Genomic DNA, 24,519 nt, shown 5'->3' with positions numbered 1-24,519 from the left:
AAGGCATGCGTTTTGATGGAGAGGTTTCCCCGCTTGATCCAATGGTCAATCCTGCTGCTGGCTTCGCTGGTGCTGGGGTTTGGCCTGCAAAGATTCCATATTCCCGCTGCACTGTTGCTGGGGCCGATGATTGTCGGCGTGGCCATGGGGCTGCTGGGCGCCACGGTTCGCATTCCAGGTTACCTGTTCATCGCCGCACAGGCGGTGCTGGGCTGCATGATCGCGCAAAGTCTCTCGCCTGCTATTCTCACACCGTTACTGGATGACTGGCCGTTGGTGCTGCTGGTGTTGATCGCTACGCTGCTGGCCAGCGGAGTTTCAGGCTGGTGTCTGGTGCGTTATAGCAGTCTGCCGGGGCCAACCGGTGCCTGGGGCTCATCGCCCGGCGGGGCATCGGCGATGGTGGCGATGGCCGGGGATTTCGGTGCCGACGTGCGGCTGGTGGCGTTTATGCAATACCTGCGGGTGCTGTTTGTCGCAACCGCAGCGGCGATGGTGGCGCGCATTGGGTTGGGTGATGAAGCGGGGCATGGCGGCGCGATGCTGGAGTGGTTCCCTTCACTGGATTGGCGTTTCCCGGCGACGCTGGGCATTGCCGTGGTCGGCGCCTGGCTTGGCCCCCGGTTGCGTATTCCCTCCGGCGCGTTGTTGCTGCCGATGATCATCGGCGCGACGCTGCATTCCAGCGGTACCATGGCGTTACAGGTGCCGGAATGGCTGTTGGCCCTGGCTTATACCCTGATTGGCTGGAGCGTCGGGCTGCGCTTCACCCGGCCGATTTTTTTGTTGGCGCTGCGTACCTTGCCGCAGATGGTGGTGTCGATCGTCGCGCTGATGCTGTTTTGCGGTCTGCTGGCATGGATGCTGACGCGTTTCCTGCCGGTGGATTTGATGACCGCCTATCTGGCGACCAGCCCGGGTGGGTTGGATACCGTGGCGATCATCGCCGCCGGCAGTCGGGTCGACATGTCTTTCGTGATGGCGATGCAGACGCTGCGCTTGTTCACCATCTTGCTGACTGGCCCGGCGATGGCACGATTCATTTCTAACCGCGCCACCCCGGCTTCAACTTAGCGCTGCTTCAACGCAGTTTGCGCTGGGTATAGAGTGCGTCGAGGATAAACAACAGCAGTGCGGCCCAGATAAAGCCAAAGGTCACCAGCTTGTCCTGGCCGACAGTTTCGCCATAGAAGGTGACGGCCAGCAGGAACATCAGCGTGGGGCCGAGATACTGGAAGAAGCCGAGTGTCGACAGGCGCAGGCGGGTGGCTGCGGCGGTAAAGAACAGCAGCGGTACGGTGGTGACGATGCCGGCTGCCACCAGCAGCAGGTTCAGCGACCAAGGGTTGGCGCTCAGGTGACTGGTTGGGCTGTCGGCGAACAGGAAAAGATACGCCGCCGCGACCGGCAGCAGCCACAGGGTTTCAATCAGCATGCCGGTTTGCGCGTCGATGGCGATCTTCTTGCGCAGCAGACCGTAGAACGCAAAGCTAAATGCCAGCCCCAGCCCGATAATCGGCAGCGAACCGAATTGCCACAGCTGAATCAACACGCCGGCAAATGCCAGTACTACCGCTATCCACTGCATGCGGCGGAAACGTTCACCCAGGAACAGCATCCCCAGCAGCACGTTCACCAGCGGGTTAATGAAATACCCCAGGCTGGCTTCCAGCATATGGTGGTTATTCACCGCCCAGATAAACAGCAGCCAGTTGCCGCCGATCAACACCGCGGTCACCGCCAACAAGAACAGCCGTTTGCGATTGTGGCAGGCGGCTCGCACCTGCGACCAGTTACGCCCGAGCGTGATCAGCGCCAGCATAAAGAAGAATGACCAAATGACCCTGTGGGTGAGGATCTCATCCGCAGGTACCTGTTGGATCAGTTTGAAATAGGCTGGAGCTATGCCCCAAATAAAATAGGCGGCCAGAGCAAAGAAGATGCCCTGCCGCGTTTGCTGTGCGTCCATGACGTTACTCAGATGGGAAAAACGGAGATGCGGTGAGTGTACTGAAGAGCCTCACCGCATACAATCACCCGACCAGATAGGTCGCGGTAGCGCTGGCGATGTGCAGGCCATCGTGGTTATGCAGTTCAACGCGGGCGACCGCGACTTTGTTGCCGCTGCGCAATACGCTGGCCGCCGCGATAAAGTGCTCGCCACGGCCCGGGCGCAGATAATCAACGCGCAAATCTATGGTGCCCATGCGCGACAGACGGCTAGCGACTTCTTCTTCGATCAGTGGATCCAGGCGCATCAGCACGCTACCGGCGCAGGCTAACCCGGCAGCGACGTCGAGCACCGAGGCGATCACCCCACCGTGCAGGATCTTCTGGGCCGCATTGCCAACCAGCTTGGGCTGATTGGTGAAACTCAGCTCCACGTAGTCGTCGTCAAAGCGGCGCAGCTCGAGACCCAGCTCGCGGTTAAACGGCATGTGATAAACAAAGATTTCGCCAATTTTTTGGCGTGCGGCTTCTAGTGTGAGTGGTGTGGTAGACATAAATACCCATTCTTGTTCTGTGTCGTAGGGAAGTAAACTGGTCAGTCCAGGTTAATCGTTTGTTGATATTATGCCTATATTTTGTTGCTTTCCAGACTAATCCAATAAATACACGCCGTGCTGCTGTAAAATCTCCTTTGTGTGTAAAATGGCCTGTTTTTATTTCAGAGTTTGTCATTTTTTGTTGGGGTGAGGAACGTTATGCGCATTTTGTCAGGGATCGTTTTGGCCACGCTGGCCGCGCCGCTGCTGGTACAGGCGGAAGAAGCCAAAGAGCAGCAAATTCATGATAAACCGGCGGTACGCGGCAGCATTATTGCCAACATGCTGCAGGATCACGACAACCCATTTACGCTGTATCCGTATGAAACCAACTATGTGTTGTATACCGATACCAGCAATATCAATAAAGAAGCCATCCAGTCCTATAACTGGTCCGATAACGCCCGCAAGGACGAGGTGAAGTTCCAGCTTAGTCTGGCATTCCCACTGTGGCGCGGCATTGCCGGCGACAACTCGGTGCTGGGTGCATCTTATACTCAGCGCTCCTGGTGGCAGCTTTCCAACCACGGTGAATCATCGCCGTTTCGCGAAACCAACTACGAGCCGCAGGTGTTCCTCGGCTGGGCGACCGATTACCGCTTCGCCGGCTGGACATTGCGCGATGTGGAAGTGGGCCTCAATCACCAGTCCAACGGCCGTTCTGATCCCACCTCACGCAGTTGGAACCGCGGTTACGCGCGCTTTATGGCGCAAAACGGCAACTGGCAGGTGGATCTGAAGCCCTGGTTCCGTTTCTCGGAAAGCAGCAGCAGCGACGATAACCCGGATATCACCAAATACATGGGCTACTACCGCCTGAAAGTCGGTTATGCCTGGGGTGACAGCATCTTCAGCGTCGACAGCCACTATAACTGGAACAGCGGCTACGGCGGCGCGGAAATGGGCTGGAGCTACCCGATCAGCAAGCACGTGCGTTTCTACACGCAAGTCTTCAGCGGTTACGGCGAATCCTTGATTGATTACAACTTCCGGCAGACACGGGTTGGCGTTGGTGTCATGCTTAACGATATTATGTAATCCGGCCGTCATACAGGCGTCGCTACGCAGCAAAAAATGGGGAAGTGTGTGTCAACCGCAGCAGTGATAAACAAAGAGTTGCTGGCAGAGCAGGTATTACGCGATACCTTCGGCTATCAGCAATTCCGACCGGGTCAACAAACGATTATCAACACGGCGATCGGCGGGCAGGATTGCCTGGTTGTTATGCCGACCGGCGGCGGTAAATCGTTGTGCTATCAAATCCCGGCGCTGGTGATGGATGGCCTGACGTTAGTGGTTTCCCCGTTGATTTCGCTGATGAAAGATCAGGTCGATCAGCTGTTGGCCTATGGCGTTTCCGCCGCCTGCTATAACTCGACGCAAACGCGTGAGCAGCAGCTCGAAGTGATGACGGGGTGCCGCAGCGGCCAAATCAAAATGCTGTACATCGCTCCCGAGCGGCTGATGATGGACAGCTTTCTCGATCTGCTCGACCACTGTCCGCCGGCGTTGCTGGCAGTAGACGAAGCACACTGTATCTCGCAGTGGGGCCACGACTTCCGCCCAGAATACCGTGCCTTGGGGCAGTTGAAGCAACGCTTCCCCGCGATGCCGGTGATAGCCCTGACGGCGACAGCCGATGAATCTACCCGTGGCGACATCGTGCGCCTGCTGGCACTGCAGGACCCTCTGGTGCAGGTCAGCAGCTTTGACCGGCCGAACATCCGCTATACGCTGGTGGAGAAGTTTAAACCTCTCGATCAACTGTGGCGTTTTGTACAGGACCAACGCGGCAAAAGCGGCATTATTTACTGCAACAGCCGGGCCAAGGTGGAAGACACCACCGCGCGCCTGCAAAGCCGTGGGTTGAGCGTGGGTGCCTATCACGCCGGGCTGGACAACGATCGCCGCGCCCAGGTGCAGGAAGCGTTCCAGCGTGACGATTTACAGGTGGTGGTGGCCACCGTCGCCTTTGGCATGGGCATCAATAAACCGAACGTGCGCTTTGTGGTGCACTTTGATATTCCGCGCAATATCGAATCTTATTATCAGGAAACTGGCCGCGCCGGGCGCGATGGCCTGCCCGCCGAAGCTATCTTGTTGTATGACCCGGCCGATATGGCCTGGCTGCGCCGCTGCCTGGAAGAAAAGCCTGCCGGACAACAGTTGGACATCGAGCGCCACAAGCTGAACGCCATGGGCGCATTTGCCGAAGCGCAAACCTGCCGCCGCCTGGTGCTGCTTAACTATTTTGGCGAGGGCAAACATCAGAACTGCGGCAACTGCGATATCTGCCTGGATCCGCCCAAGCGCTACGACGGGCTGGAAGATGCGCGCAAAGCACTGTCTTGTGTCTATCGCGTCGGGCAGCGTTTCGGTTTGGGCTACATTGTCGAGGTGTTACGCGGTTCCAATAATCAGCGTATCCGCGAATACGGCCATGAAAAGCTGCCGGTGTACGGCATTGGCCGCGACCAAACCACCGAACACTGGACCAGCGTGCTGCGTCAGTTGATCCACCTGGGGTTTATCACTCAGAACATTGCCATGCATTCGGCATTGCAGCTGACCGAGGCCGCACGCCCGGTGTTGCGCGGCGAGCTGGAGCTGCAACTGGCGGTGCCACGCATTCAAAGCCTGAAATCGCGTGGCAGTGCCAACCAGAAATCCTACGGCGGCAACTACGATCGCAAACTGTTTGCCAAACTGCGCAAGCTGCGTAAATCGATTGCCGATGAAGAAAATATTCCGCCTTACGTGGTGTTTAACGATGCTACGCTGCTGGAAATGGCGGAACAGATGCCAATCAAGGCCGGCGATCTGTTGAGCGTTAACGGCGTTGGCCAGCGTAAGCTGGAGCGTTTTGGCGCCCCGTTTATGGCGATGATCCGCGATCATCTCGATAATGACGAAGACTAAGGGCAGTAAATCATGCTGATGTTATTTCTGACCGTGGCGCTGGTGCACCTGATTGCGCTGATGAGCCCGGGGCCGGACTTCTTTTTTGTTTCGCAAACCGCCGCCAGCCGTTCACGCCGTGAGGCGATGATGGGGGTGGTGGGCATCTCGCTGGGCATCGTCGTCTGGGCGGGCGTGGCGCTGATGGGCCTGCACCTGATCCTGCAAAAAATGGCCTGGCTGCATCAGGTTATTATGGTGGGCGGGGGGATTTACCTGTGCTGGATGGGCTGGCAGCTGCTGCGCTCCGCACGCTCTCAGAATGCACAATCAACGCCAGCGCCGGAAGTGAAAGTGGCCTTGCCTAAGCCGGGACGCAGTTTTATTCGCGGTTTTCTGACCAACCTGTCAAACCCAAAGGCCGTTATCTATTTCGGCAGCGTGTTCTCACTGTTTGTCGGTGACGACGTGGGCGCCGGTGCGCGCTGGGGGCTGTTCCTGTTGATCATCGCCGAGACTTTTGTCTGGTTCAGCCTAGTGGCCGTGGTGTTTGCGCTACCGGCAATGCGCCGGGGCTATCAACGCCTGGCGAAATGGATCGACGGACTGGCGGGGGTATTGTTCACCGGTTTCGGCTTGCACCTGATCTTTACCCGTTAATTTTGGGGCAGTGAACCAGAGGGCCGAACAGCGATGTTCGGCCCTTTTGCATCAGGCTTTTCGGGCCGTGGCCAGCAGCCCTGCGACCAGGATGAACAGCGAGCCAAAGATGCGGTTCAGCAGTTGCATTTGGCGTGGGGTCTTCAGCCAACCGGCAATACGGGTCGCCAAAGTGGCATAGCCAATCATCACGATGATATCGACCACCACGGTAGTGACGCCGAGTACCAGGTACTGCTCGGCTTGGGGCTGATTGGGCAAAATAAACTGTGGAAACAGCGCGGCCAGAAAAACGATGCTTTTCGGGTTGGTCAGATTCACCAGCACGGCGCGGCGGAACAGACGGCGGCGCGGCATGGTGCCCGCCAGCGTATGCAAGTCCAGCGAACCGGCGGCGCGCCACTGCTGAATACCGAGCCACACCAGATAAGCGGCACCCAGCCATTTCAGCAATTCAAAAGCCATCAGCGACTGCGAGATCAGCGCCCCCAGGCCAATGCCCACCAGCAGGATATGCAGGCTCAGCCCGACCTGCAGCCCGGCGATCGAGGCTGCTGCCCCACGATAACCGTGGCTGATGCCGGTGCTCATGGTGTTGATCGCTCCAGAGCCGGGTGACAGGCTGAGGATAAGGGTTGTCAGCAGGTAGGTTAGCCACCAGTCCAAAGTCATTGCAGTGCTCCCTGAAAGCGCCAATTTGTGCCAAAATGATTCGGTTTTTGTAGGAATTGAATCACAATACGCTAGTATTATTTCTTGTGCCAGCGGTCACATTTTTACCGCTGGCGGCTCAGGGAAAAGCATTTGATGACGTCGTTTACTCTCAGCACCGATGACTGGTTAACGCGTGAAACGCAGTTTGCTGCTTTCGCCACCGGCCCGCTGCTGGACTTTTGGCGGCTGCGTGAGGAGGGCGAGTTCATCGGCGTTGGCGGCGTACCCATCCGCTTCGTACGATTCTGTTCTGCGCGTCATCAGCGGGTGGTGGTGGTAAGCCCCGGCCGCATCGAAAGTTACGTTAAATATCCTGAGGTTGCCTATGATCTGTTCCAGTGTGGCTATGATGTGATGATTTTAGATCACCGTGGGCAAGGCCGTTCCGGCCGTTTGCTGGCGGATACGCACCGTGGTCATGTGATAAACTTCAGCGATTACGTCGACGATTTCACCCAGTTTTATCAGCAGGAAGTGAAGCCACGCGGTTACCGGCAACGCTTTGCGCTGGCGCACTCAATGGGGGGCGCGATCCTGGCGCAATTCCTGGCTCGTCAGCCGCAGGCCTTTGACGCCGCCGCGTTTTGTGCGCCAATGTTCGGCATTTATTTACCTATGCCGGGTTGGATGGCCAATCGCATTCTTGACTGGGCGGAGAAGCACCCGAAGGTGCGTGAGTACTATGCGATAGGCACCGGCCAGTGGCGGCCACTGCCGTACGTGGTCAACGTGTTGACCCACAGCCGTGAACGTTATCGGCGCTGCTTGCGCTATTACGCCGACTATCCCGAGCTGCAGGTGGGGGGGCCCACTTACCATTGGGTGCGAGAAAGTCTCCAGGCCGGTCGGGATATCATCGCTCAGGCGGCTAACATCACTACGCCGCTATTGTTATTGCAGGCCGGGGAGGATCGGGTGGTCGACAACCGCTCTCACCAGGCTTTTTGTCAGGCATTGTCAGAAGCGGGGCACCCTTGCGAAGGGGAAAAACCGCAGGTTATCGAAGGCGCACGGCATGAGATCCTGTTTGAGCGGGACGCGATGCGCGCCGAAGCACTGAACGCAATCCTGCGTTTCTTTGCTCAACACTTAGGTGGTACCCCTACCGCCGACCACTCCATCAGAGGTTAGAACATACCGCTATGTATCACGTCGTCGCTTCCGATTTAGATGGCACGCTGCTGTCACCTGACCACACCTTGTCCCCGTACGCCAAAGAGACCTTGAAGCTGCTGACCCAGCGTGGGGTACATTTCGTCTTCGCTACCGGGCGTCACCATATCGACGTTGCGCAGATCCGCGATAACCTCGACATCAGCGCCTTTATGATCACGTCCAACGGCGCTCGCGTGCACAACACCGACGGTGAGCTGATTTTCAGCCATAACCTGGCCGAAGACATTGCCCGCGACCTTTACGGCATGCTGCATAACGATGCCGATATCACCACCAACGTCTACCGCAACGACGACTGGTACATCAACCGCGAAAGCCCTGAACAGAAAGAGTTTTTCCAGGAATCCATTTTCCAGTACCAGTTGTTCGAACCGGGCCTGTTGGAAACAGACGGCGTGTGCAAGGTGTACTTCACCTGCGACGATCACGAAAAGCTGCTGCCGCTGGAAGATGCCATCAATGCACGCTGGGGCGATCGGGTTAACGTCAGCTTCTCGTTCCCAACCTGTCTGGAAGTGATGGCGGGTGGCGTGTCAAAAGGGCATGCGCTGGAAGAAGTGGCCAAGATCATCGGTTATACGTTGAAAGAGTGCATCGCCTTCGGCGACGGCATGAACGATCTGGAAATGCTGTCGATGGCCGGTAAAGGCTGCATCATGCGCGACGCGCATCAGCGTTTGAAAGATAAACTGCCTGAGCTGGAAGTCATTGGCTCAAACGTCGACGACGCGGTGCCACATTACCTGCGGAAAATGTTCCTGGGTTGATATGAACAGGGCGCCTTGCGGCGCCCTGATTGGTATTACTTGTGCTGGCCCTGCTTTTGCAGGAATTGCACGCCCTTGTCAGGGAAGTCGGTGAACACGCCGTCCACGCCCGCCTGGTTGTAAATCACGTCATACAGCTGATTCACGTCGGTCACGTAGTCTGGCAGCGCATCGGCGCGGATGGTGAATGGGTGCACCGCCAACTTGTTGGCATGCGCTTCTTTCACCATGTCGGTCAGCACCACCTTGCCCGGTTTGGATTTTTCCGCCACCACCAACATGTGGTAGTCCGGTCCGATGCCGTCGGCATACTGGGCGATTTGCTTCATCGCGCCCGGTTTGAACATCCAGTCATAGTCGTATTCCACCCATTTGCCGTCGGCTTTCTGCTCGTAGGTTTCCTGCCACTTGTTATAGGCGATCAATTGGATCAGCTTCAGATCCATGCCCATTTTCGGTTCCAGCTCGGTTTTAATCCGCTTCAGCTCGTTGGCATCGAAGCATTGCAGATAAACGTTATCGCCCTTGCCGGTGTAGCCGTACTGTTTCAGAACCGCCAGCACCTTGCTGGAAATGTCTTTCCCTTCCTGCTTATGGAACCACGGCGCTTTGATTTCCGGGTAAATACCGATGTTTTTGCCGGTTGAATGATTCAAACCCTGCACAAATTCGATCTCTTCCTGGAAGGTATGGACGCGGAAGTCGGATTTACCCATCGGGAAACGACCCGGGTAACCCTGTACCTTCTTGCCATTTTCGATCTCAAAACCTTCGGTGAACTTCAGCGACTTGATTTCAGGCAGCGTAAAGTCGATGGCGTAATAACGGCCGTCTTTGCGCGCGCGGTCCGGGAAACGCTCTGCTACGTCGGTGACGCGATCGAGGTAGTGGTCATGCAACACCACCAGCTCGTTGTCCTTGGTCATCACCAGATCTTGTTCGAGGAAATCCGCGCCCTGCGCGTAGGCCATGGCCTTCGCCGGCAGCGTGTGTTCCGGCAGATAACCGCTGGCGCCACGGTGGGCGATTACCACCTTGTCGGCGGCTTGTGCGGCGCTGACCATTGAGGTGGCCAGGATAATCCCTGCCAGCAGGGCTTTGACTTGAGTCCGCATATTGTTGTTCTCCATGTTGTAGGTGCAGGGGTAGTAAAAAGGCCGGTGATTAACCGGCCTAAGACTGCTGACAAAGTCTTTTGCAGTTAAACGTTATGATCTGGGGACTAATAAAAACAAAGGATTATGTCTTATGAGCTACTCCAAACGCCCGAAAATCCCATTTTTCGGGTGTTTGTCATCAGATAAAGGCCGCAAGGCGGCCTTTAAATAATGCGAAAGTTGTATGACGCTTAACCGCGTTTGTTGGCAGCGATTTCCGCGTGGTGTTTTTTCTCGCTCATCATGGTCAGCAACAGCAACACTACCGCGCCGATGCTACCGCCAATCATCACCATAAAGCCGCCGTCCCAACCGAAGTAGTCAACGGTGTAGCCGACGATGGCGCTGGCTGCAACAGAGCCGCCCAGGTAACCGAACAGACCGGTGAAGCCTGCGGCGGTGCCGGCGGCTTTCTTCGGTGCCAGTTCCAGTGCGTGCAGGCCGATCAGCATGACCGGGCCGTAAATCAGGAAGCCGATGGTGATCATACAGGCCATATCGATGCCAGGATTACCGACCGGGTTCAGCCAGTAAACGACGGTGGCAATGGTCACCAGCGTCATGAAGAACACGCCGGTAGCGCCGCGGTTACCCTTGAACACCTTGTCCGACATCCAGCCGCACAGCAGGGTGCCCGGAATACCTGCATACTCGTACAGGAAGTAAGCCCATGAAGACTTGTCCAGCGCGAAGTGTTTCACTTCTTTCAGGTAGGTCGGTGACCAGTCCAGAATGCCGTAACGCAGCAGATAAACGAACACGTTGGCTACGGCGATGTACCACAGCAGTTTGTTCGGCAGGATGTACTGCATGAAGATCTGCTTGGCCGTCAGCTCTTCTTCCGCTTTGTCGGTGTAGTCGTCCGGATAATCGTTTTTGTATTCTTCAATCGGCGGCAGGCCGCAGGATTGCGGGGTGTCGCGCATCAGGGCAAAGGCGATCAGGGCTACCAGAATGGCACCGAAGGCCGGCATGTACAGCGCCGCGTGCCAGTCGTTGAACCAGGCCATACCCAGCAAGAACAGCAGCGGTGGCAGGCCGCCACCCACGTTATGGGCGCAGTTCCAGACCGAAACGATACCGCCACGCTCTTTCTGCGACCACCAGTGCACCATGGTACGGCCACAAGGCGGCCAGCCCATGCCCTGGAACCAACCGCACAGGAACAGCAGCACGAACATGACCGCGATGCTCGATGTCGCCCATGGAACGAAGCCCATGAACAGCATGACCGCAGCAGCCAAAATCAGGCCGGCGGGCAGGAACACGCGAGGGTTGGAGCGGTCAGAAACCGACCCCATGATAAATTTGGAGAAACCGTAGGCGATGGAAATACCGGACAGCGCGAAACCGAGGTCACCGCGGCTGAAGCCCTGGTCAATCAGGTAAGGCATGGCCAGGGTGAAGTTCTTGCGCACCAGGTAGTAGGCGGCATAACCGAAGAAAATCCCCATAAATATTTGCCAGCGCAATTTACGGTACAGCGGGTCGACTTTGTCGACCGGCACACGTGAAATGTGTGCTGCCGGCTTAAAAATACTCAACATGAGCGCCTCCGATGGCTTTATCTAGTTATCACATCAATATGATCTTTTACGTTCATTTGATGATTGAGCGGATATCGAATGTGGTGTTTTTTTGTTCCATAACGAGCGTCATCCTAGTCAAAACCGCCTGGTGTCGCTGTGATGAATGGCGCAAATGTTACACTTTTATGAAACACCGGCGGATTTTGAGCGATTCGTTAACGTTATGAAATAGAAAAACGCCTAAAAATCGTGATTGTGATCACATTCGTGGTTTTTTGTGGACATTTTACTTTCGTTTTAAGTTCGTTATTGTTCCTTATCAAACAAAGACCCCAATGACTGTGGCCCAATAGGGCAATAACCACGGATCCAGAGGGAGCGTCATGAGCAGCCATTCAGCAGAAAACGAAACGGATGTGATCATCATTGGCGGCGGCGCGACCGGCGCGGGCATTGCTCGTGACTGCGCACGCCGCGGACTGCGTTGCATACTGCTGGAGCGTCATGATATCGCCACCGGCGCGACCGGGCGCAACCACGGTCTGCTGCACAGCGGTGCGCGTTATGCGGTAACCGACGGCGAATCGGCGCGCGAATGCATAGAAGAGAACCGTATCCTCAAACGCATTGCGCATCACTGTATCGAGCGAACCGACGGGCTGTTTATCACCCTGCCGCAGGATTCGCTGGCTTACCAACAGCAGTTTATTGTCTCCTGCCACAGCGCCGGTATCAACGCTGAAGCTATTGATCCGCAGTTGGCGTTGCGGCTGGAGCCGGCGGCTAATCCGGCGCTCATCGGTGCCGTGCGCGTGCCGGACGGCACTGTCGATCCTTTCCGTTTGACCGCCGCCAATATGCTCGATGCCCGTGAGCATGGCGCGCAGATCCTCACTTATCACCAGGTGGTCGGTTTATTACGCACGGGCGATCGCGTTACCGGAGTGCGTGTTTTCGACCATCAATCGTCGCGCCGTTACGATATTCACGCCGAAGTGGTGGTCAACGCCGCCGGTATCTGGGGTCAGCAGATTGCAGAATATGCCGATCTGCGAATTCGCATGTTCCCGGCCAAGGGCGCTCTGCTGATCCTGGGTCATCGCATCAACAACATGGTGATCAACCGCTGCCGCAAGCCGGCGGACGCCGACATTCTGGTGCCGGGCGACACCATCTCGCTGATTGGTACCACCTCGACCCACATTGACTATGACCAGATCGACAACATGCTGGTGACCCCGCAGGAAGTGGACATTTTAATCCGCGAGGGCGCGCTGCTGGCACCTGAATTGGCGCAAACCCGAATTCTGCGTGCTTATGCCGGCGTTCGGCCTTTGGTAGCCAGTGACGACGACCCTAGCGGTCGCAACGTCAGCCGTGGCATCGTGCTGCTCGATCATGCCAGCCGCGACGGTCTGGAAGGCTTTATCACCATCACCGGCGGCAAGCTGATGACCTACCGGCTGATGGCGCAGTGGGCGACCGATAAAGTGTGCGAAAAGCTTCGGGTAGACAGCCCCTGCACTACCGCACAGGAGGCGTTGCCGGGTTCTCGTCAGTCGGCGGAAGAAACGGTGCGTAGCGTGGTGTCTTTGCCTGCCAGTATTCGTGGCTCGGCGGTTTATCGCCACGGCGACCGTGCAAACCGCGTACCGGCGGGGGATCGGTTGGACAACAGCCTGGTGTGCGAATGCGAAGCGGTGACCGCCGGCGAGGTGCGTTATGCGGTTAACTCTCTCACCGTCAATAACCTGGTCGATTTGCGTCGTCGTACCCGCGTTGGCATGGGCACCTGCCAGGGGGAGCTTTGCGCCTGCCGTGCCGCGGGGCTGCTGACACGCTTTAACGTCACCACCCCGCAGCAGTCGATCGACCAGCTATCGCATTTCCTCAACGAGCGTTGGAAAGGCGTCCGGCCTATCGCCTGGGGCGATGCGCTGCGCGAAAGTGAATTTACCAGTTGGGTTTACCAGGGATTGTGCGGGCTCGATGCCCGGGGGGAACAGGAGGCCGATGATGCGATTTGACGTAGTGGTGATTGGCGGTGGCCTGGCGGGTATGGCCTGCGCCATCCGCCTGGCGGAACAGGGCAAGCGCTGTGCGGTGGTCAGTTCTGGCCAGAGTGCACTCTATTTTTCATCCGGCTCGCTTGATCTGCTGGCGCAACTGCCCGACGGCACCCCGGTGACAGAGCCATTGGCGGCGCTGTCCGCACTGGCAACACAGGCACCCCGGCATCCCTATGCGTTGATCGGTGCCGAGCGGGTGGCGGCGCTGTCGGGTGAAGCCGCTTCACTATTGCAGCGCTGTGGGCTTGCTCTGCAGGGTGACAGCGAACGCAATCATCTGCGCATCACGCCGCTGGGCACGCGCCGGGCCACCTGGCTCAGCCCGCAGGCTATCCCCGTTACGCCGTTAGGCGGTGAACTGCCGTGGCGGCACATTGCGGTGATCGGCATTGAAGGATTTTTGGATTTTCAGCCACAGTTGGCCGCCAGTTCCCTGACGCAGGCCCTGGACGTTCGGGCTGAGGTGGCGGATATGCACTTGCCGGCGCTGGACCGGCTGCGCAATAACCCCAGTGAGTTCCGAGCGGTAAATATCGCCAGGGTACTGGATCTGCCGGAAAACCTGACGCCAATGGCGGACGAGCTTCGGCGGTTGGCTGCGGACGCCGAGGCGATATTCTTGCCGGCCTGTCTGGGGCTGGAGGATGACGCACCATTGGCGGCGCTGCAGGCGGCGGTCGGCAAACCGATTCGCCTGCTGCCGACGCTGCCGCCTTCAGTGCTCGGGATGCGGTTGCACCAGGCACTGCGCTCGCGATTACAGCAATTGGGCGGCGTTTTTATGCCGGGGGACAGCGTGCTGCGGGCGGATATTGAAGCCGGGCGAGTCACCGGTGTTTATACCCGTAACCACACCGACATTCCGTTGGTGGCGCAGCAGGTGGTGCTGGCCAGCGGCAGTTTTTTCAGTAATGGGCTGGTGGCGGACTTCGACGGCATACGTGAACCGGTATTTGGACTGGATGTCGACAGTAAGGCGGAGCGTGCAGACTGGAGTTGTCGCGAGCTGTTTGCTCCGCAACCCTATTTGCAGTTTGGGGTACGCACCGATAACCAGCTGCGTGCCCTAAGGCAGGGAGAGCCTTTGAGTAACCTGTATGCCATAGGGGCGGTAACCGGCGGCTACGATCCGCTGCAGCAGGGCTGCGGTGCAGGTGTTTCGTTGGTGGGAGCATTGCATGTCGCGCAACAGATTGCGGCACAGGAGGAGCAACCATGAGCCTGCACAAAGACAACAGTTTTGAGAACTGCATCAAGTGCACCGTCTGCACCACCTATTGCCCGGTGGCCAAGGTCAATCCGCTTTATCCCGGGCCCAAGCAGGCGGGGCCGGACGGCGAACGCCTACGGTTAAAAGATCCGGCGCTGTACGACGAAGCGCTGAAGTATTGCACCAACTGCAAACGCTGTGAGGTGGCCTGCCCGTCCGACGTCAAAATTGGCGATATCATTCAGCGGGCGCGTGCCGACTTTGCCCAGAGCAAGCCGACGCTGCGCGACGCCATCCTCAGTCATACCGATATCATGGGCTCACTGTCGACGCCGTTTGCGCCGATCGTCAACGCTGCCACCGGGTTAAAGCCGGTGCGCGTTCTGCTGGACAAGGCGTTGAAAATTGATCACCGTCGCGAACTGCCCAAATACTCGTTCGGCACCTTCCGCCGCTGGTACCGCCAGCAAGCGCAGGCCCAACAGCGTTACGCCGAGCAGGTGGCTTTTTTCCACGGCTGCTTCGTCAATTACAACCATCCACAGCTGGGTAAGGATCTGATCAAAGTCTTCAATGCGATGGATATCGGCGTGCAGCTGCTTAAGCGCGAAAAATGCTGCGGTGTGCCGCTGATTGCCAACGGCTTTATCGCCCAGGCCAAGAAACAGGCCAAGGTGAATGCCGAATCGCTGCATGAGGCGGTGTTGGAGCGCGGCATCCCTGTTGTGGCCACATCATCGAGCTGTACTTTTACGCTGCGTGACGAATACCCGCATTTGCTGGAGGTGGATACCTCGGCGGTGCGTGAACGGGTGGAGCTGGCGACGCGCTATCTGTACCGCCTGCTCAATCAGGGGCGCAGCCTGCCGCTGAAGCGCACGCCGTTGCGGGTGGCCTACCATACGCCGTGTCACATGGAGAAAATGGGCTGGACGGCCTATACGCTGGAATTATTGCGGCAGATACCGGGGCTGGAGCTGGTGGTATTGGATTCGCAGTGTTGCGGCATTGCCGGCACCTACGGATTTAAATCCGAGAACTATGCGACTTCGCAAGGGATTGGCGCATCGCTGTTTAGCCAGATTGAGGAGAGTGGGGTCGATTTGGTGGTGACGGACTGCGAAACCTGTAAATGGCAAATCGAGATGTCGACCAGCAAGCGCTGCGAACACCCGATTACCCTGTTGGCACAGGCCCTGGCGTAGGGCGCAGCAGGGTGAACTGCGCCCTATAGGCTGAGTCAGTAAAAGTTTACTTGTTCAGTTTCAGCGTTTTGATGATGCCTTCGGCTTCACTTTGCGCCTGCTGCTGGTTATCCGCCGGCAGCGTCACCTGAATGGTCAGCATGTTGTTATCCAGCGTGCCAATCAGGATGGAGGAGTAGGCCTTCTCGCCGCCGCTGGTAATGATGCTGTCCAACTGACGCAGCGGCACGCCGTTTACGTCGATGGCTTTGTTGGTGACCACCTGCAGGTTCGCATCACGCGCGCGCTGGGTATCTTCCAGACGCTTGCTCAGGGTTTCCAGACTGTCGGCGGTTTTGTCGCCGAGGATCACGATCACTGCGCGTTGGCCGGTACTGTCGGCGTAAACGTGCATGTTGTTCGCCTGATTACCCAGCTTGCCGCTTTGGTCCGCCATACCGACCGGCAGGGTGAACGCCAGCTTACCCTCCAGCAAGCTTACCTGTTGCCCGGCCGGTGCGCTGGCTGCGGCATCGCCCGCCGGCGCTTTGGTGTCTTTGGTTTCGCCGTCGCAGGCCGCGAGGCCAAGCACTAACAGGCTGATACCCATCAATTTTGCTACTTTACGCATTGGGCTTCCTTCTTCCTTTCAGGTAGGGTTTCACTGCCGTATCGCAACCTATTCCAGGGTGAAATGCAAGGCAGATGTTGTCACAAGGTTTTCTCAAGTAATAGCCGATAATCAGCCACTTCGCCTTTCTTTTCCAGTTGAACAATCTGATAGTGATTGTTGATAAGCATCATCAGCATCGCACGGAACTGATTACGGGTTTTCACCCTCAACTGGTGATAACCCTGTGCCCGTGCCCAGTTTTCCTGCTCGGCCAATAGCGCCATTGCCACACCATGACGGCGATAAGCCGGCAATACGGCACCCAACCAGCTGTAAAACACCCTGTCTTGTTGCTGATAACCGAGCTTGAAACCGGTAGCCTGGCCGTCGACTTCGGCGATCAGTGCGGCCATCGGGAGTGAGCCGATGCGCTGTTGCAGATCGTTGAGGTTGTGCAGATTGCCGAATTCGGGGATTTGCTGATACAGACGATGAATTTCTTCGAGGGTGGCGTGGCGGGTGGTGACGGTCATGGCGGCCTCCGGATGGGTAGGCCGCCAATGATAACACGGGTCAGCTCGGTTGCAGGCTGCTGTCGCCCTGGCGAGCGGCAATGCGTTTGAGCAGCATATTCAGCAGCACGCCGTACATTGGCAGGAAGAACAGCATGCAGATCAGCACTTTGAAGCTGTAATCGACCAGTGCAATCTCGACCCAGTTGTTGGCCATAAAGGCGTCGCTGCTCTTGTAGAATGCAATAAAGAAGAACGACAGCGTGTCGCTGATATTGCCGAGGAACATGGCCGCGGCAGGGGCCACCCACCAGGCGCTGCGCTGGCGTAACCGGTTGAAAACGTGTACGTCGAGGATCTGACCGAGCACGTAAGCCATAAAGCTGGCGACGGCGATACGTGCGACAAACAGGTTAAAGCTACCCAGTGCGGCAAACCCCTGCCATTCCCCCTGATAGGTGACGGTGGAGATGACGTACGAGATAAACAGGGCCGGCACCATCACCGAAAGAATGATGCGTCTCGCCAGCGGGGCGCCAAAAATACGCACCGTCAGGTCGGTTGCCAGAAAGATAAATGGGAAGGTAAACGCACCCCAGGTGGTATGGAAACCGAAAATGGACATCGGCAACTGCACCAGGTAGTTACTGGAGGTAATGATGACAATATGGAACAGCGATAGCCAGACCAACGCGGTAAGGCGCTGTCGAGCGGTAAACGAATACATGTTGTAGCCTTTTTAGCAGTGGGGTGAGGGAACCCAGAATGTCTTGTCTGTGCAGCGAAATAAGCTGCGCGGCCGCATGATACGCGTTTGCGCAACCAATGCAATGGTTAAATTTAACGCAAACGTTAACGCATCTTGCGCAGAAAAACTACCGGCGTAAACTAGGCGCTAATGAGATGCGGCGAGCGTACGCCGATCGCTTTTGACCGAGAAAAATTGCATGACTGACTTGTTTGCCCAGGCCGACCAGACGCTTGATGCGCTGGGGCTGCGCTGTCCGGAACCGGTAATGATGGTGCGTAAAACCGTGCGCCATATGGATAACGGTGAAACCCTGCTGATTATTGCTGACGATCCGGCCACCACCCGCGATATTCCGGGTTTTTGCCGTTTTATGGAGCACACGCTGGTGGCGCAGGAAACTGAAAAAACGCCTTACCGCTATTTATTGCGCAAAGGTGTTGAGCGCTAATCGCCGATTTTGCCTAGCGTTTTTGCAGTATTTGCTGTGCGTCCGATGCGCGAGCATGCATTGCCAGCCCCCTGAAATCCTGCGGGCGGTAATAGTGGGGCGGCACCGGCAGAGAATGCATCGCATCCGTCGGCCAGAGTTGCAGTTCACCCAGCTTTGCCAGCCAGAACCCCTGAACCTGCAGCGGTAACATCAGGCGTTGTGGGGCGGTGTTTTCGAACGGCGGCAGAGCCGGCAGGCGATTGCTGCCGGTCGTGTAATCCCGTTTTAAGACCAGAAACTTCTCCGGTACCCGGCGATGGCTGTCCCACCAGTCGCCGTCAATCCCGTCAAACTGCCGCTGAGTTGCCCTGATGGAGACGGCGCCAAGCTGGTGCAGGGCCTGGGGGAGCAAATTCTCCATGGCCTGGTTGTAGGCCGTTAGGGAAACCGCCTGCCCCTGCAAGATAGCATCGATCGCCAGCCGTGATCCCAGCAGGTTGGAATACAAATCTTCCGGTGAAAAAGCCGAGACCTCCTCCGAAAACCCCGGTACCGACTGGTAGCCATACCACTGTGCCACTTCATGCCACGCCGCCATTTGAAAGGCGAGTTCTCCTGCCAAATACGCCGCGAGCGTATAGCGCTGCGCAGCATCCTGAGGTGGGGTAAAGGCGTTCAGCTGGATACGGCGTATTGCCAACTCGGGGCTAAGATCGATATTCCATTGCTGGCCCAATCGGGGTAGCAGTTGGCTGAACAGGAAAAGGGTATTGTCGGCGGTGTCGCGTACGTGAGCGATATCGATAAATCCCCCGCGGCGGGTGTACATCACCCCCAATTGCTCGCTGCCAAGTCCCACCAAGTTGCTAACGGCATTGAAAGCGCTGTCGTTATAGTGGTGACGGCCAAGCCGGTCGGCATCCACCAGGTTACCCAACTGATAAAAGGGGACTGGGATACCCCAAACTTGCGCTTTGAGGTTGTAGCCAAAGGCACAGCAGGGGCGCAAACCATCCGGCGGGGACAGCGGCGCAGCCACCGGCCAGGCGATACGGCTTTCGTTGATGGGTTGCGAGGTCACCAACGTTTCCACGGGTTTGGCAGATAGCGCGGAAGTAAACGACAACAAAACCAGCAGTACAACAGAGCGCATTAAAAAGCTTCCCCAACCTGAAAGTAAAATCCACTGCTGCCACGTCCGATGCCAAAATCGAGCCGCACGTTCATTTTCGGTTTGAATTCAAAACGGTAACCCGCTCCCAGCGTGGGTAACCAGGGCCCCTGGCCCAAATCGCCGGCCTTGCTACTTAGCGTTCCCGCACCGGCCCAAAGAACGTAACCGTGGCGCCAGTTCAGCTTGCGACGATACTCGATCTGGCTGCTGAACACATTTCTGTCGCGATAGCGGCCTTGATAATAGCCGCGCATGCGTTTGTCGTCACCCAGGCCGGACAGCCTGTCCCAGGGCACCTCGCCCGTCGTCAGGCGGCTGTAAGCGTCTAACGCCAGCACGCTTTTCGCACTCAAGCTGTGGTAGGCATTGTACTGGCCTTCTACAGCATTGAAACGGCTGTCGCCGCCCAATTCTGGCGCAAAATAGGTGTCGCTCAGGCGAAGATACTGGCCACGGCTGGCATTAGAAACGAAGTCGCGCGTATCGTAACTCAGCGAACCGCTGACTCCTGAACTTAGCGATGAAACGCCGGCTTTTTGGGCCCTTAACAGGCTGCTGTCATCCTCATCAGTTTTGCTGGCGTGCGTCGAGGAAAAATCCCAGCCAACCCCCGCGTAGGTGGCATTGGCAATGCGATACAGCAGCTGCGGGGCTATCTGGAATGCCTGCTGCGTGTACTTTTCTTTGTTGCCGTTGTTATGCCCAGCCTGGTAACCGGTGCCCCAGAAATAGGTGGGCATATTATTCAACGAGCCGTCGGCAAAAAAACGCCATTGGTCGTCAGCGAAAAAACTGTGGTTTTGGAAACCGACGCCGAAGGCACCGGTGGTGCTGAAAAAGCCCTTTAACGCCAGCGTCGAGTTTTGGCTGACTTTATCCTGGCTGTCCGGGCGGTATATCCCCACGACGGCGGTACCGATGCCAAGACCGAGTTCTGGCGTATAGAACGGGCCGGGCAACACCCCCCAATCGATGGTTTTGCTGCTGTCGAATTGGTTGTTAGACCCCAAAGGGGCCAACATTTCATCTATTTGCTGGCGTGACAACAAAGTGGCGTGAGCTCCGGGTAGCAGAACCAACAATACCAGCGGCAAACTGCGGATCGATATTGCCATCAGAAGCGATATTCACCGGAGACCATAAAGCTGTTACGTTCGCTAAAGCCAAATTCGGTCAACAGGTTAAAGTGTCTGGTGATCTCGTATTGCGTGCCAATCAGTACGTTCCACGGCGATTGCAGGTGCTGTTTCACGTCAAAACGGCCTTCACCCTGCTGATTGGCCATCATCATCAGGCTCTGAAGTTCGGTTGGCATTTTTAAATCACTCAGGCTGCCTTTGAACCTCTGCTGGACGTCCTGATACATGGTGCCGACCCACAGGTTGAGATGGGTTTGGCCACTGATACCGGGCACCAGGAAGCGGTAACCTACCCGAGGCGACACCGTCAGTGCGGAAATCTGACCATCAAGGATATCGAAATTGGTGCGGGTGTAGTTGGTATCGACCGAGGTGAACCAGTTCTCATATCCCCCAACCAGCGTGAAACCGGCGCCGTAAGTGGTGCCTTTAAAATCGAGCTTAAAATCCAGATCGCGGAGTTGCCCACTTTGATTCATGCGGTGCACCTGACCCGCGATAACCTTGTTCAGGAAGCCTTTTTGTTGACTGGGATCGGCGTCTACGGAAACCTGGGACAGCGAGCTACCTTTGGTATGGCCGATGATGCCGTAAACATTGAGGAATGGCAGTACCCAGGTGTCCAGACGCATGGTTTCCGTTTTGCTTTTCTCGCGAGTTTTGCCCACGTCGATGTTGAACAAATTGGATGGCAAGGGAGTTTTACCCAGGCTGAGGCCGGAAAATTGGATACTGTCGACATCGATATTTTGCCGCATGTTCATGTAGTTGATGCCGATCCCGAAGGGTTCCGGCAGATCATAACCACGGGCGCGTGCTTCATCCCCCCAAATCGGCAACAGGCGATGCTCAGGCTGGGGTTTTGCCTTGGGCGCATCGTTATGCTGGGCTGCGGGTAAGGCGTTAGGGGTGGTGAAAAGGGGGCGATCGGCGCTATCAATGAGTTGCTCTGTGGCGGCAGAATCAGGCTGCTGCGCCAGAGCCAGTGTAGGGATAAAAGGGACGACGATCAGGTTCAGGATTTTAAAATATAGCGGTTTCATTCATTCGGCCATGACTCTGATAAGTTAAGTAGGCTTATCGGGTTTCAGGAATAGGTGGCGGAAGAATATAGAAAGGCATGCTGGTTTTATGGTTATTACGTGCGACTTGCCGGTGTTATTTTTCGGCTAAGTGAATCAGGATGCCATTGCTGGCATCCTGATATTTGGTTCTTATTACTGACGTTTCTTCAGCAAGCGTAGGGCGTTGGCGGTGACCAGCGCGGTAGCGCCAGAGTCCGCCAGCACCGCCAGCCACAGCCCGGTCAGGCCCATCAGGGTGGTGATCAGGAATATCCCTTTCAGCCCCAACGCAATGGTGATGTTCTGGCGGATATTGGCGTGTGTAGCGCGTGAGATGCGGATCATCTCCGCCACGCCCAGCAGCCGATTGTGCGTCAACGCCGCGTCGGCGGTTTCCAGCGCCACGTCGGTGCCACTGCCCATGGCGATACCGATGCTGGAGGCTTTCATTGCCGGCGCATCGTTGATGCCGTCGCCGATCATCGCCGTTGGCCGCAGCTCGCTCAGCTCGGTTACCGCCCTCACTTTATCTTCCGGCAGCAAACCGGCACGGTAGTCCAGCCCCAGCTCGGCGGCAATCGCTGCGGCCGCTCGAGGGTTGTCGCCGGTTAACATTACGCCGTTGATCCCCAACGCATTCAGTTCGGCAATCGCCTGCTTGGCATCGCTGCGCAGCGTATCGCGCAGGGCCAGCAGGCCGATCGGCACGCCATCTTCCAGTACCACAACCGCCGTTTTACCGGCATTTTCCAACCGTTCCACCTGGTTAGCACCTTGCTGATTGAGCAAGCCTGCAGCCAGTTTGGCCGGTGTACTGATCAGCACGGTTTTACCGTCGACAATGCCTTCCACACCGACGCCGGCCAACGCACGACGGTTCTGTGCCGGCGGCAAAGGAGCACCATATTGTTCGGCGCGATTGATAATGGCCTGCGCCAACGGGTGATGGGAGCCGGCTTCTACCGCTGCGGCAAGGATCAACAGTGACTGTTCGCTGATGACGCTAAGCGGCAGCACATCCGTCACCGTCGGTTTGCCTTCCGTCAGGGTACCGGTTTTATCGAAGGCGATGGTTTGCACCTGGCCGAGCTGTTCCAGCGCCGCGCCACCTTTAATTAACGCGCCGCGACGGGTTGCCGCCGCCAGTCCGGAGGTAATGGCTGCCGGAGTGGAGATCACCAGTGCACAAGGACAGCCGATCAGCAACAGGGTCAGGCCGCGATAAATCCAGACATCCCAGGGTTGAGCATACATCAACGGTGGCACCAGAATTACCGCGATAGCCAGCAGCATAATGGCCGGGGTGTAGTAACGGCTGAAACGGTCAAGGAAACGCTCGATCGGCGCACGGCGCTCTTCGGCTTCTTCAATCAGCTGCAGGATACGGTCGATGGCGTTTTTGCCCGGCTCGGAAATCACCTTCATCTGCGCGGCCTGATCGACCGACAAACTGCCCGCCGCCACCTTCTGACCTTGCTGACGCTCGACCGGGACCGACTCGCCGGTCAGGGCGCTTTCGTCGAAGCTGGCGAACGGGTTGAGCAGTTCGGCATCGGCCGGAAGGCGACCGCCGGGGGCAATTTCAATCACATCGCCGGGACGCAAGCTGGAGACCGGCACGCGTTTACGCTCGGTACCCTGCAGCAGCAGGGCATCTTCAGGAACCAGCTCCATCAACGCTTTCACGCCACGACGGGCGCGGTTGGCGGCGTAGGATTCGAGCATTTCGCCGACCATAAACAGCAACAGCACCATGGCCGCTTCGGCGGTAGCGCCGATAAACAGCGCGCCGATGGCTGCCACGCTCATCAGCGTTTCGATGGCAAACGGCGTGCCGGAGCGGATCAGACGTATCGCCTTGGTGGCGACCGGTGCCAACCCCACCAGCGTGGTGGCGATAAAGGCGATGCGGCTCAGCTCAGGGTTGACCAGGCTGAGTGCCCAACTGACGATCATCAGCGCGGTGAGCAGCAGCAACGGGCCGAATTCCCCCAGGCGTGAAGGTTTAGGCGGCTCGGCTTGGTTTGCCTGGGTGCCGAGCAGGGTAAACCCGGCTTGTTGCACTGCGTCCTGGATGCGCAGACTAAGGTTCGACTGGCCGTCTACCACCAGCTTTTCGGTGGCGAATAACACCCGTGCATTTACGACACCCGGGATGGCAGTAACGGCATTTTCAATCTTTTTAGCGCAGCTGGGGCAGTCCATACCCGTGACTTTCCAACTGTAGCGCTCGCTGCCGGAGAGAGGGGCGGCAGCGAGCCTGTCACTTTCCTCGTCCGGATCCCCATGATCGTCAGCGCTGCAACAGCTGGCGCCATGATCGTGAGCATGAGAGTGTTCGCCAGGGTTGACAGCGTTTTGTTTTTCACTGCTGCAACCGTGCTGAGTTTTGCTGTGGCTGTGATTGCACCCGCAGCCACCTTCGGCATGGTTATGTTCCTGATGATTGTGATTTTCATGGTTATGCATAACGTCCCCCCTCAGGGCAGTTAATGAGCTTCTTGAAACCAACTCTACACCCTGGAGTCCACTCCAGAGTCAAGCGACGGATGAGAATTATTGCTAATGGCGCACCGGAGGGAGAATTGGGGTATTTCTTTTTTCCCCTGTCGTTTATCAGGGGGCGACGAGCGTGAAGGACCCGGAAGGCACGAGGTGATTAGTCAAAAAAAGAAAATGTTATTCCTGCGGGAACTAAAAAGTACCGGCGGCTAATAATAAAGAGTTATTAATCTATAACGCTTTAGCAAAATTTAACTTTTAGCCGTCTAAATCCCAGCACGATTCGCTTGGCTCTGCAGGCCGCATTTTTGTTGGAGTTTGTTACCAACTCATGGCATTTAAGTTTCATTAATATTGTAAAGAACGTAAAAAACCAGCATAAATCGCCTTCGAAACGATAATAAATGGCTGATTATTTTATGTG

The 24,519-nt window shown here is 56.9% G+C and carries 22 protein-coding genes; 10 read left to right on the top strand and 12 right to left on the bottom strand.

Features of this window, described 5'->3' with window-relative positions:
- Positions 1 to 15: 15 nt before the first annotated feature.
- Complete coding sequence (locus M2407_RS24160; RefSeq protein ID WP_046374739.1) at positions 16 to 1,074, top strand: AbrB family transcriptional regulator; 1,059 nt, start codon at positions 16 to 18, stop codon at positions 1,072 to 1,074.
- A 7-nt stretch (positions 1,075 to 1,081) separates the two neighbouring features.
- Here the strand turns inward: M2407_RS24160 and rarD are convergent, their stop codons facing one another.
- Together rarD and M2407_RS24150 are read right to left on the bottom strand one after the other, a co-directional pair.
- Complete coding sequence (rarD, locus tag M2407_RS24155) at positions 1,082 to 1,969, bottom strand: EamA family transporter RarD (protein ID WP_020824777.1); 888 nt, start codon at positions 1,967 to 1,969, stop codon at positions 1,082 to 1,084.
- Between the two features lie 64 nt (positions 1,970 to 2,033).
- Positions 2,034 to 2,504 (bottom strand): thioesterase family protein, encoded by a 471-nt coding sequence (locus M2407_RS24150; protein WP_020824778.1) that lies wholly within the window; start codon positions 2,502 to 2,504, stop codon positions 2,034 to 2,036.
- Between the two features lie 201 nt (positions 2,505 to 2,705).
- Here M2407_RS24150 and pldA point away from each other — a divergent pair, with 201 nt between their 5' ends.
- Genes pldA through rhtC form a run of 3 tightly spaced genes read left to right on the top strand, consistent with a single transcriptional unit; the run spans position 2,706 to position 6,104 of the window.
- Positions 2,706 to 3,584 carry a phospholipase A gene (gene pldA / locus M2407_RS24145; protein ID WP_020824779.1) on the top strand — a complete coding sequence of 293 codons (879 nt, stop codon included), beginning with the start codon at positions 2,706 to 2,708 and terminating at the stop codon, positions 3,582 to 3,584.
- Between the two features lie 48 nt (positions 3,585 to 3,632).
- Positions 3,633 to 5,465, top strand: a complete 1,833-nt coding sequence (gene recQ, locus M2407_RS24140; protein ID WP_201895848.1) for an ATP-dependent DNA helicase RecQ — start codon at positions 3,633 to 3,635, stop codon at positions 5,463 to 5,465.
- Between the two features lie 12 nt (positions 5,466 to 5,477).
- Positions 5,478 to 6,104: a threonine export protein RhtC gene (rhtC, locus tag M2407_RS24135; RefSeq protein WP_020824781.1), complete on the top strand. Its 627-nt coding sequence runs from the start codon at positions 5,478 to 5,480 to the stop codon at positions 6,102 to 6,104.
- 51 nt (positions 6,105 to 6,155) lie between these two features.
- Here the strand turns inward: rhtC and rhtB are convergent, their stop codons facing one another.
- A complete protein-coding gene (gene rhtB, locus M2407_RS24130; protein ID WP_020824782.1) occupies positions 6,156 to 6,776 on the bottom strand; it encodes a homoserine/homoserine lactone efflux protein in 621 nt (206 codons plus the stop codon).
- A 135-nt stretch (positions 6,777 to 6,911) separates the two neighbouring features.
- Between rhtB and pldB the strand changes: the two genes are divergently transcribed.
- Together pldB and yigL are read left to right on the top strand one after the other, a co-directional pair.
- Positions 6,912 to 7,949, top strand: coding sequence for a lysophospholipase L2 (pldB, locus tag M2407_RS24125; protein ID WP_046374738.1), 1,038 nt, complete (start codon positions 6,912 to 6,914; stop codon positions 7,947 to 7,949).
- 11 nt (positions 7,950 to 7,960) lie between these two features.
- Complete coding sequence (gene yigL / locus M2407_RS24120; RefSeq protein ID WP_020824784.1) at positions 7,961 to 8,761, top strand: sugar/pyridoxal phosphate phosphatase YigL; 801 nt, start codon at positions 7,961 to 7,963, stop codon at positions 8,759 to 8,761.
- 35 nt (positions 8,762 to 8,796) lie between these two features.
- Here yigL and glpQ read toward each other — a convergent pair whose 3' ends face one another.
- Together glpQ and glpT are read right to left on the bottom strand one after the other, a co-directional pair.
- On the bottom strand, positions 8,797 to 9,876 hold the full coding sequence (gene glpQ, locus M2407_RS24115) for a glycerophosphodiester phosphodiesterase (RefSeq protein WP_020824785.1): 1,080 nt from the start codon (positions 9,874 to 9,876) through the stop codon (positions 8,797 to 8,799).
- 233 nt (positions 9,877 to 10,109) lie between these two features.
- On the bottom strand, positions 10,110 to 11,465 hold the full coding sequence (gene glpT, locus M2407_RS24110) for a glycerol-3-phosphate transporter (protein WP_020824786.1): 1,356 nt from the start codon (positions 11,463 to 11,465) through the stop codon (positions 10,110 to 10,112).
- A 365-nt stretch (positions 11,466 to 11,830) separates the two neighbouring features.
- On the opposite strand from glpT, the gene glpA reads away from it, so the two are divergent.
- The 3 genes from glpA to glpC are packed head-to-tail and all read left to right on the top strand — an operon-like array spanning position 11,831 to position 15,931.
- A complete protein-coding gene (glpA, locus tag M2407_RS24105) occupies positions 11,831 to 13,474 on the top strand; it encodes an anaerobic glycerol-3-phosphate dehydrogenase subunit A (RefSeq protein WP_020824787.1) in 1,644 nt (547 codons plus the stop codon).
- Entirely contained in the window at positions 13,464 to 14,735 is a 1,272-nt protein-coding gene (gene glpB, locus M2407_RS24100; RefSeq protein ID WP_128864863.1) for a glycerol-3-phosphate dehydrogenase subunit GlpB, read from the top strand. The genes glpA and glpB overlap by 11 nt, the downstream gene beginning before the upstream one ends.
- Positions 14,732 to 15,931, top strand: a complete 1,200-nt coding sequence (glpC, locus tag M2407_RS24095; RefSeq protein ID WP_142816121.1) for an anaerobic glycerol-3-phosphate dehydrogenase subunit GlpC — start codon at positions 14,732 to 14,734, stop codon at positions 15,929 to 15,931. The genes glpB and glpC overlap by 4 nt, the downstream gene beginning before the upstream one ends.
- A gap of 46 nt (positions 15,932 to 15,977) precedes the next feature.
- Here glpC and M2407_RS24090 read toward each other — a convergent pair whose 3' ends face one another.
- The 3 genes from M2407_RS24090 to M2407_RS24080 form a co-directional block, all read right to left on the bottom strand.
- Positions 15,978 to 16,541: a DcrB family lipoprotein gene (locus M2407_RS24090; protein ID WP_048762234.1), complete on the bottom strand. Its 564-nt coding sequence runs from the start codon at positions 16,539 to 16,541 to the stop codon at positions 15,978 to 15,980.
- A gap of 80 nt (positions 16,542 to 16,621) precedes the next feature.
- Complete coding sequence (locus M2407_RS24085) at positions 16,622 to 17,056, bottom strand: GNAT family N-acetyltransferase (protein ID WP_259220060.1); 435 nt, start codon at positions 17,054 to 17,056, stop codon at positions 16,622 to 16,624.
- Positions 17,057 to 17,096: 40 nt separating this feature from the next.
- Entirely contained in the window at positions 17,097 to 17,762 is a 666-nt protein-coding gene (locus tag M2407_RS24080) for a 7-cyano-7-deazaguanine/7-aminomethyl-7-deazaguanine transporter (protein WP_020824792.1), read from the bottom strand.
- Positions 17,763 to 17,982: 220 nt separating this feature from the next.
- Here M2407_RS24080 and tusA point away from each other — a divergent pair, with 220 nt between their 5' ends.
- The gene (tusA, locus tag M2407_RS24075; protein WP_020824793.1) at positions 17,983 to 18,234 is read left to right on the top strand and encodes a sulfurtransferase TusA; all 252 of its coding nucleotides are present in this window, start codon (positions 17,983 to 17,985) and stop codon (positions 18,232 to 18,234) included.
- Between the two features lie 13 nt (positions 18,235 to 18,247).
- Here tusA and M2407_RS24070 read toward each other — a convergent pair whose 3' ends face one another.
- From M2407_RS24070 to M2407_RS24055, 4 genes are all read right to left on the bottom strand, one after another.
- Entirely contained in the window at positions 18,248 to 19,369 is a 1,122-nt protein-coding gene (locus M2407_RS24070) for a DUF4056 domain-containing protein (RefSeq protein ID WP_130016604.1), read from the bottom strand.
- Complete coding sequence (locus M2407_RS24065; protein WP_259220058.1) at positions 19,369 to 20,505, bottom strand: outer membrane protein assembly factor; 1,137 nt, start codon at positions 20,503 to 20,505, stop codon at positions 19,369 to 19,371. The genes M2407_RS24070 and M2407_RS24065 overlap by 1 nt, the downstream gene beginning before the upstream one ends.
- Positions 20,505 to 21,572, bottom strand: coding sequence for a hypothetical protein (locus M2407_RS24060; RefSeq protein ID WP_116691456.1), 1,068 nt, complete (start codon positions 21,570 to 21,572; stop codon positions 20,505 to 20,507). The genes M2407_RS24065 and M2407_RS24060 overlap by 1 nt, the downstream gene beginning before the upstream one ends.
- A 174-nt stretch (positions 21,573 to 21,746) precedes the next feature.
- Positions 21,747 to 24,062 carry a zinc/cadmium/mercury/lead-transporting ATPase gene (locus M2407_RS24055; protein ID WP_259220057.1) on the bottom strand — a complete coding sequence of 772 codons (2,316 nt, stop codon included), beginning with the start codon at positions 24,060 to 24,062 and terminating at the stop codon, positions 21,747 to 21,749.
- Positions 24,063 to 24,519: the final 457 nt, after the last annotated feature.

The organism is Serratia sp. BIGb0234 (assembly GCF_024809915.1).
GTDB classification, from domain to species: Bacteria; Pseudomonadota; Gammaproteobacteria; order Enterobacterales; family Enterobacteriaceae; genus Serratia; species Serratia liquefaciens.
The sequence above is the reverse complement of the archived record's forward strand: the minus strand, read 5'-3'. Positions and strand labels throughout refer to the sequence as shown.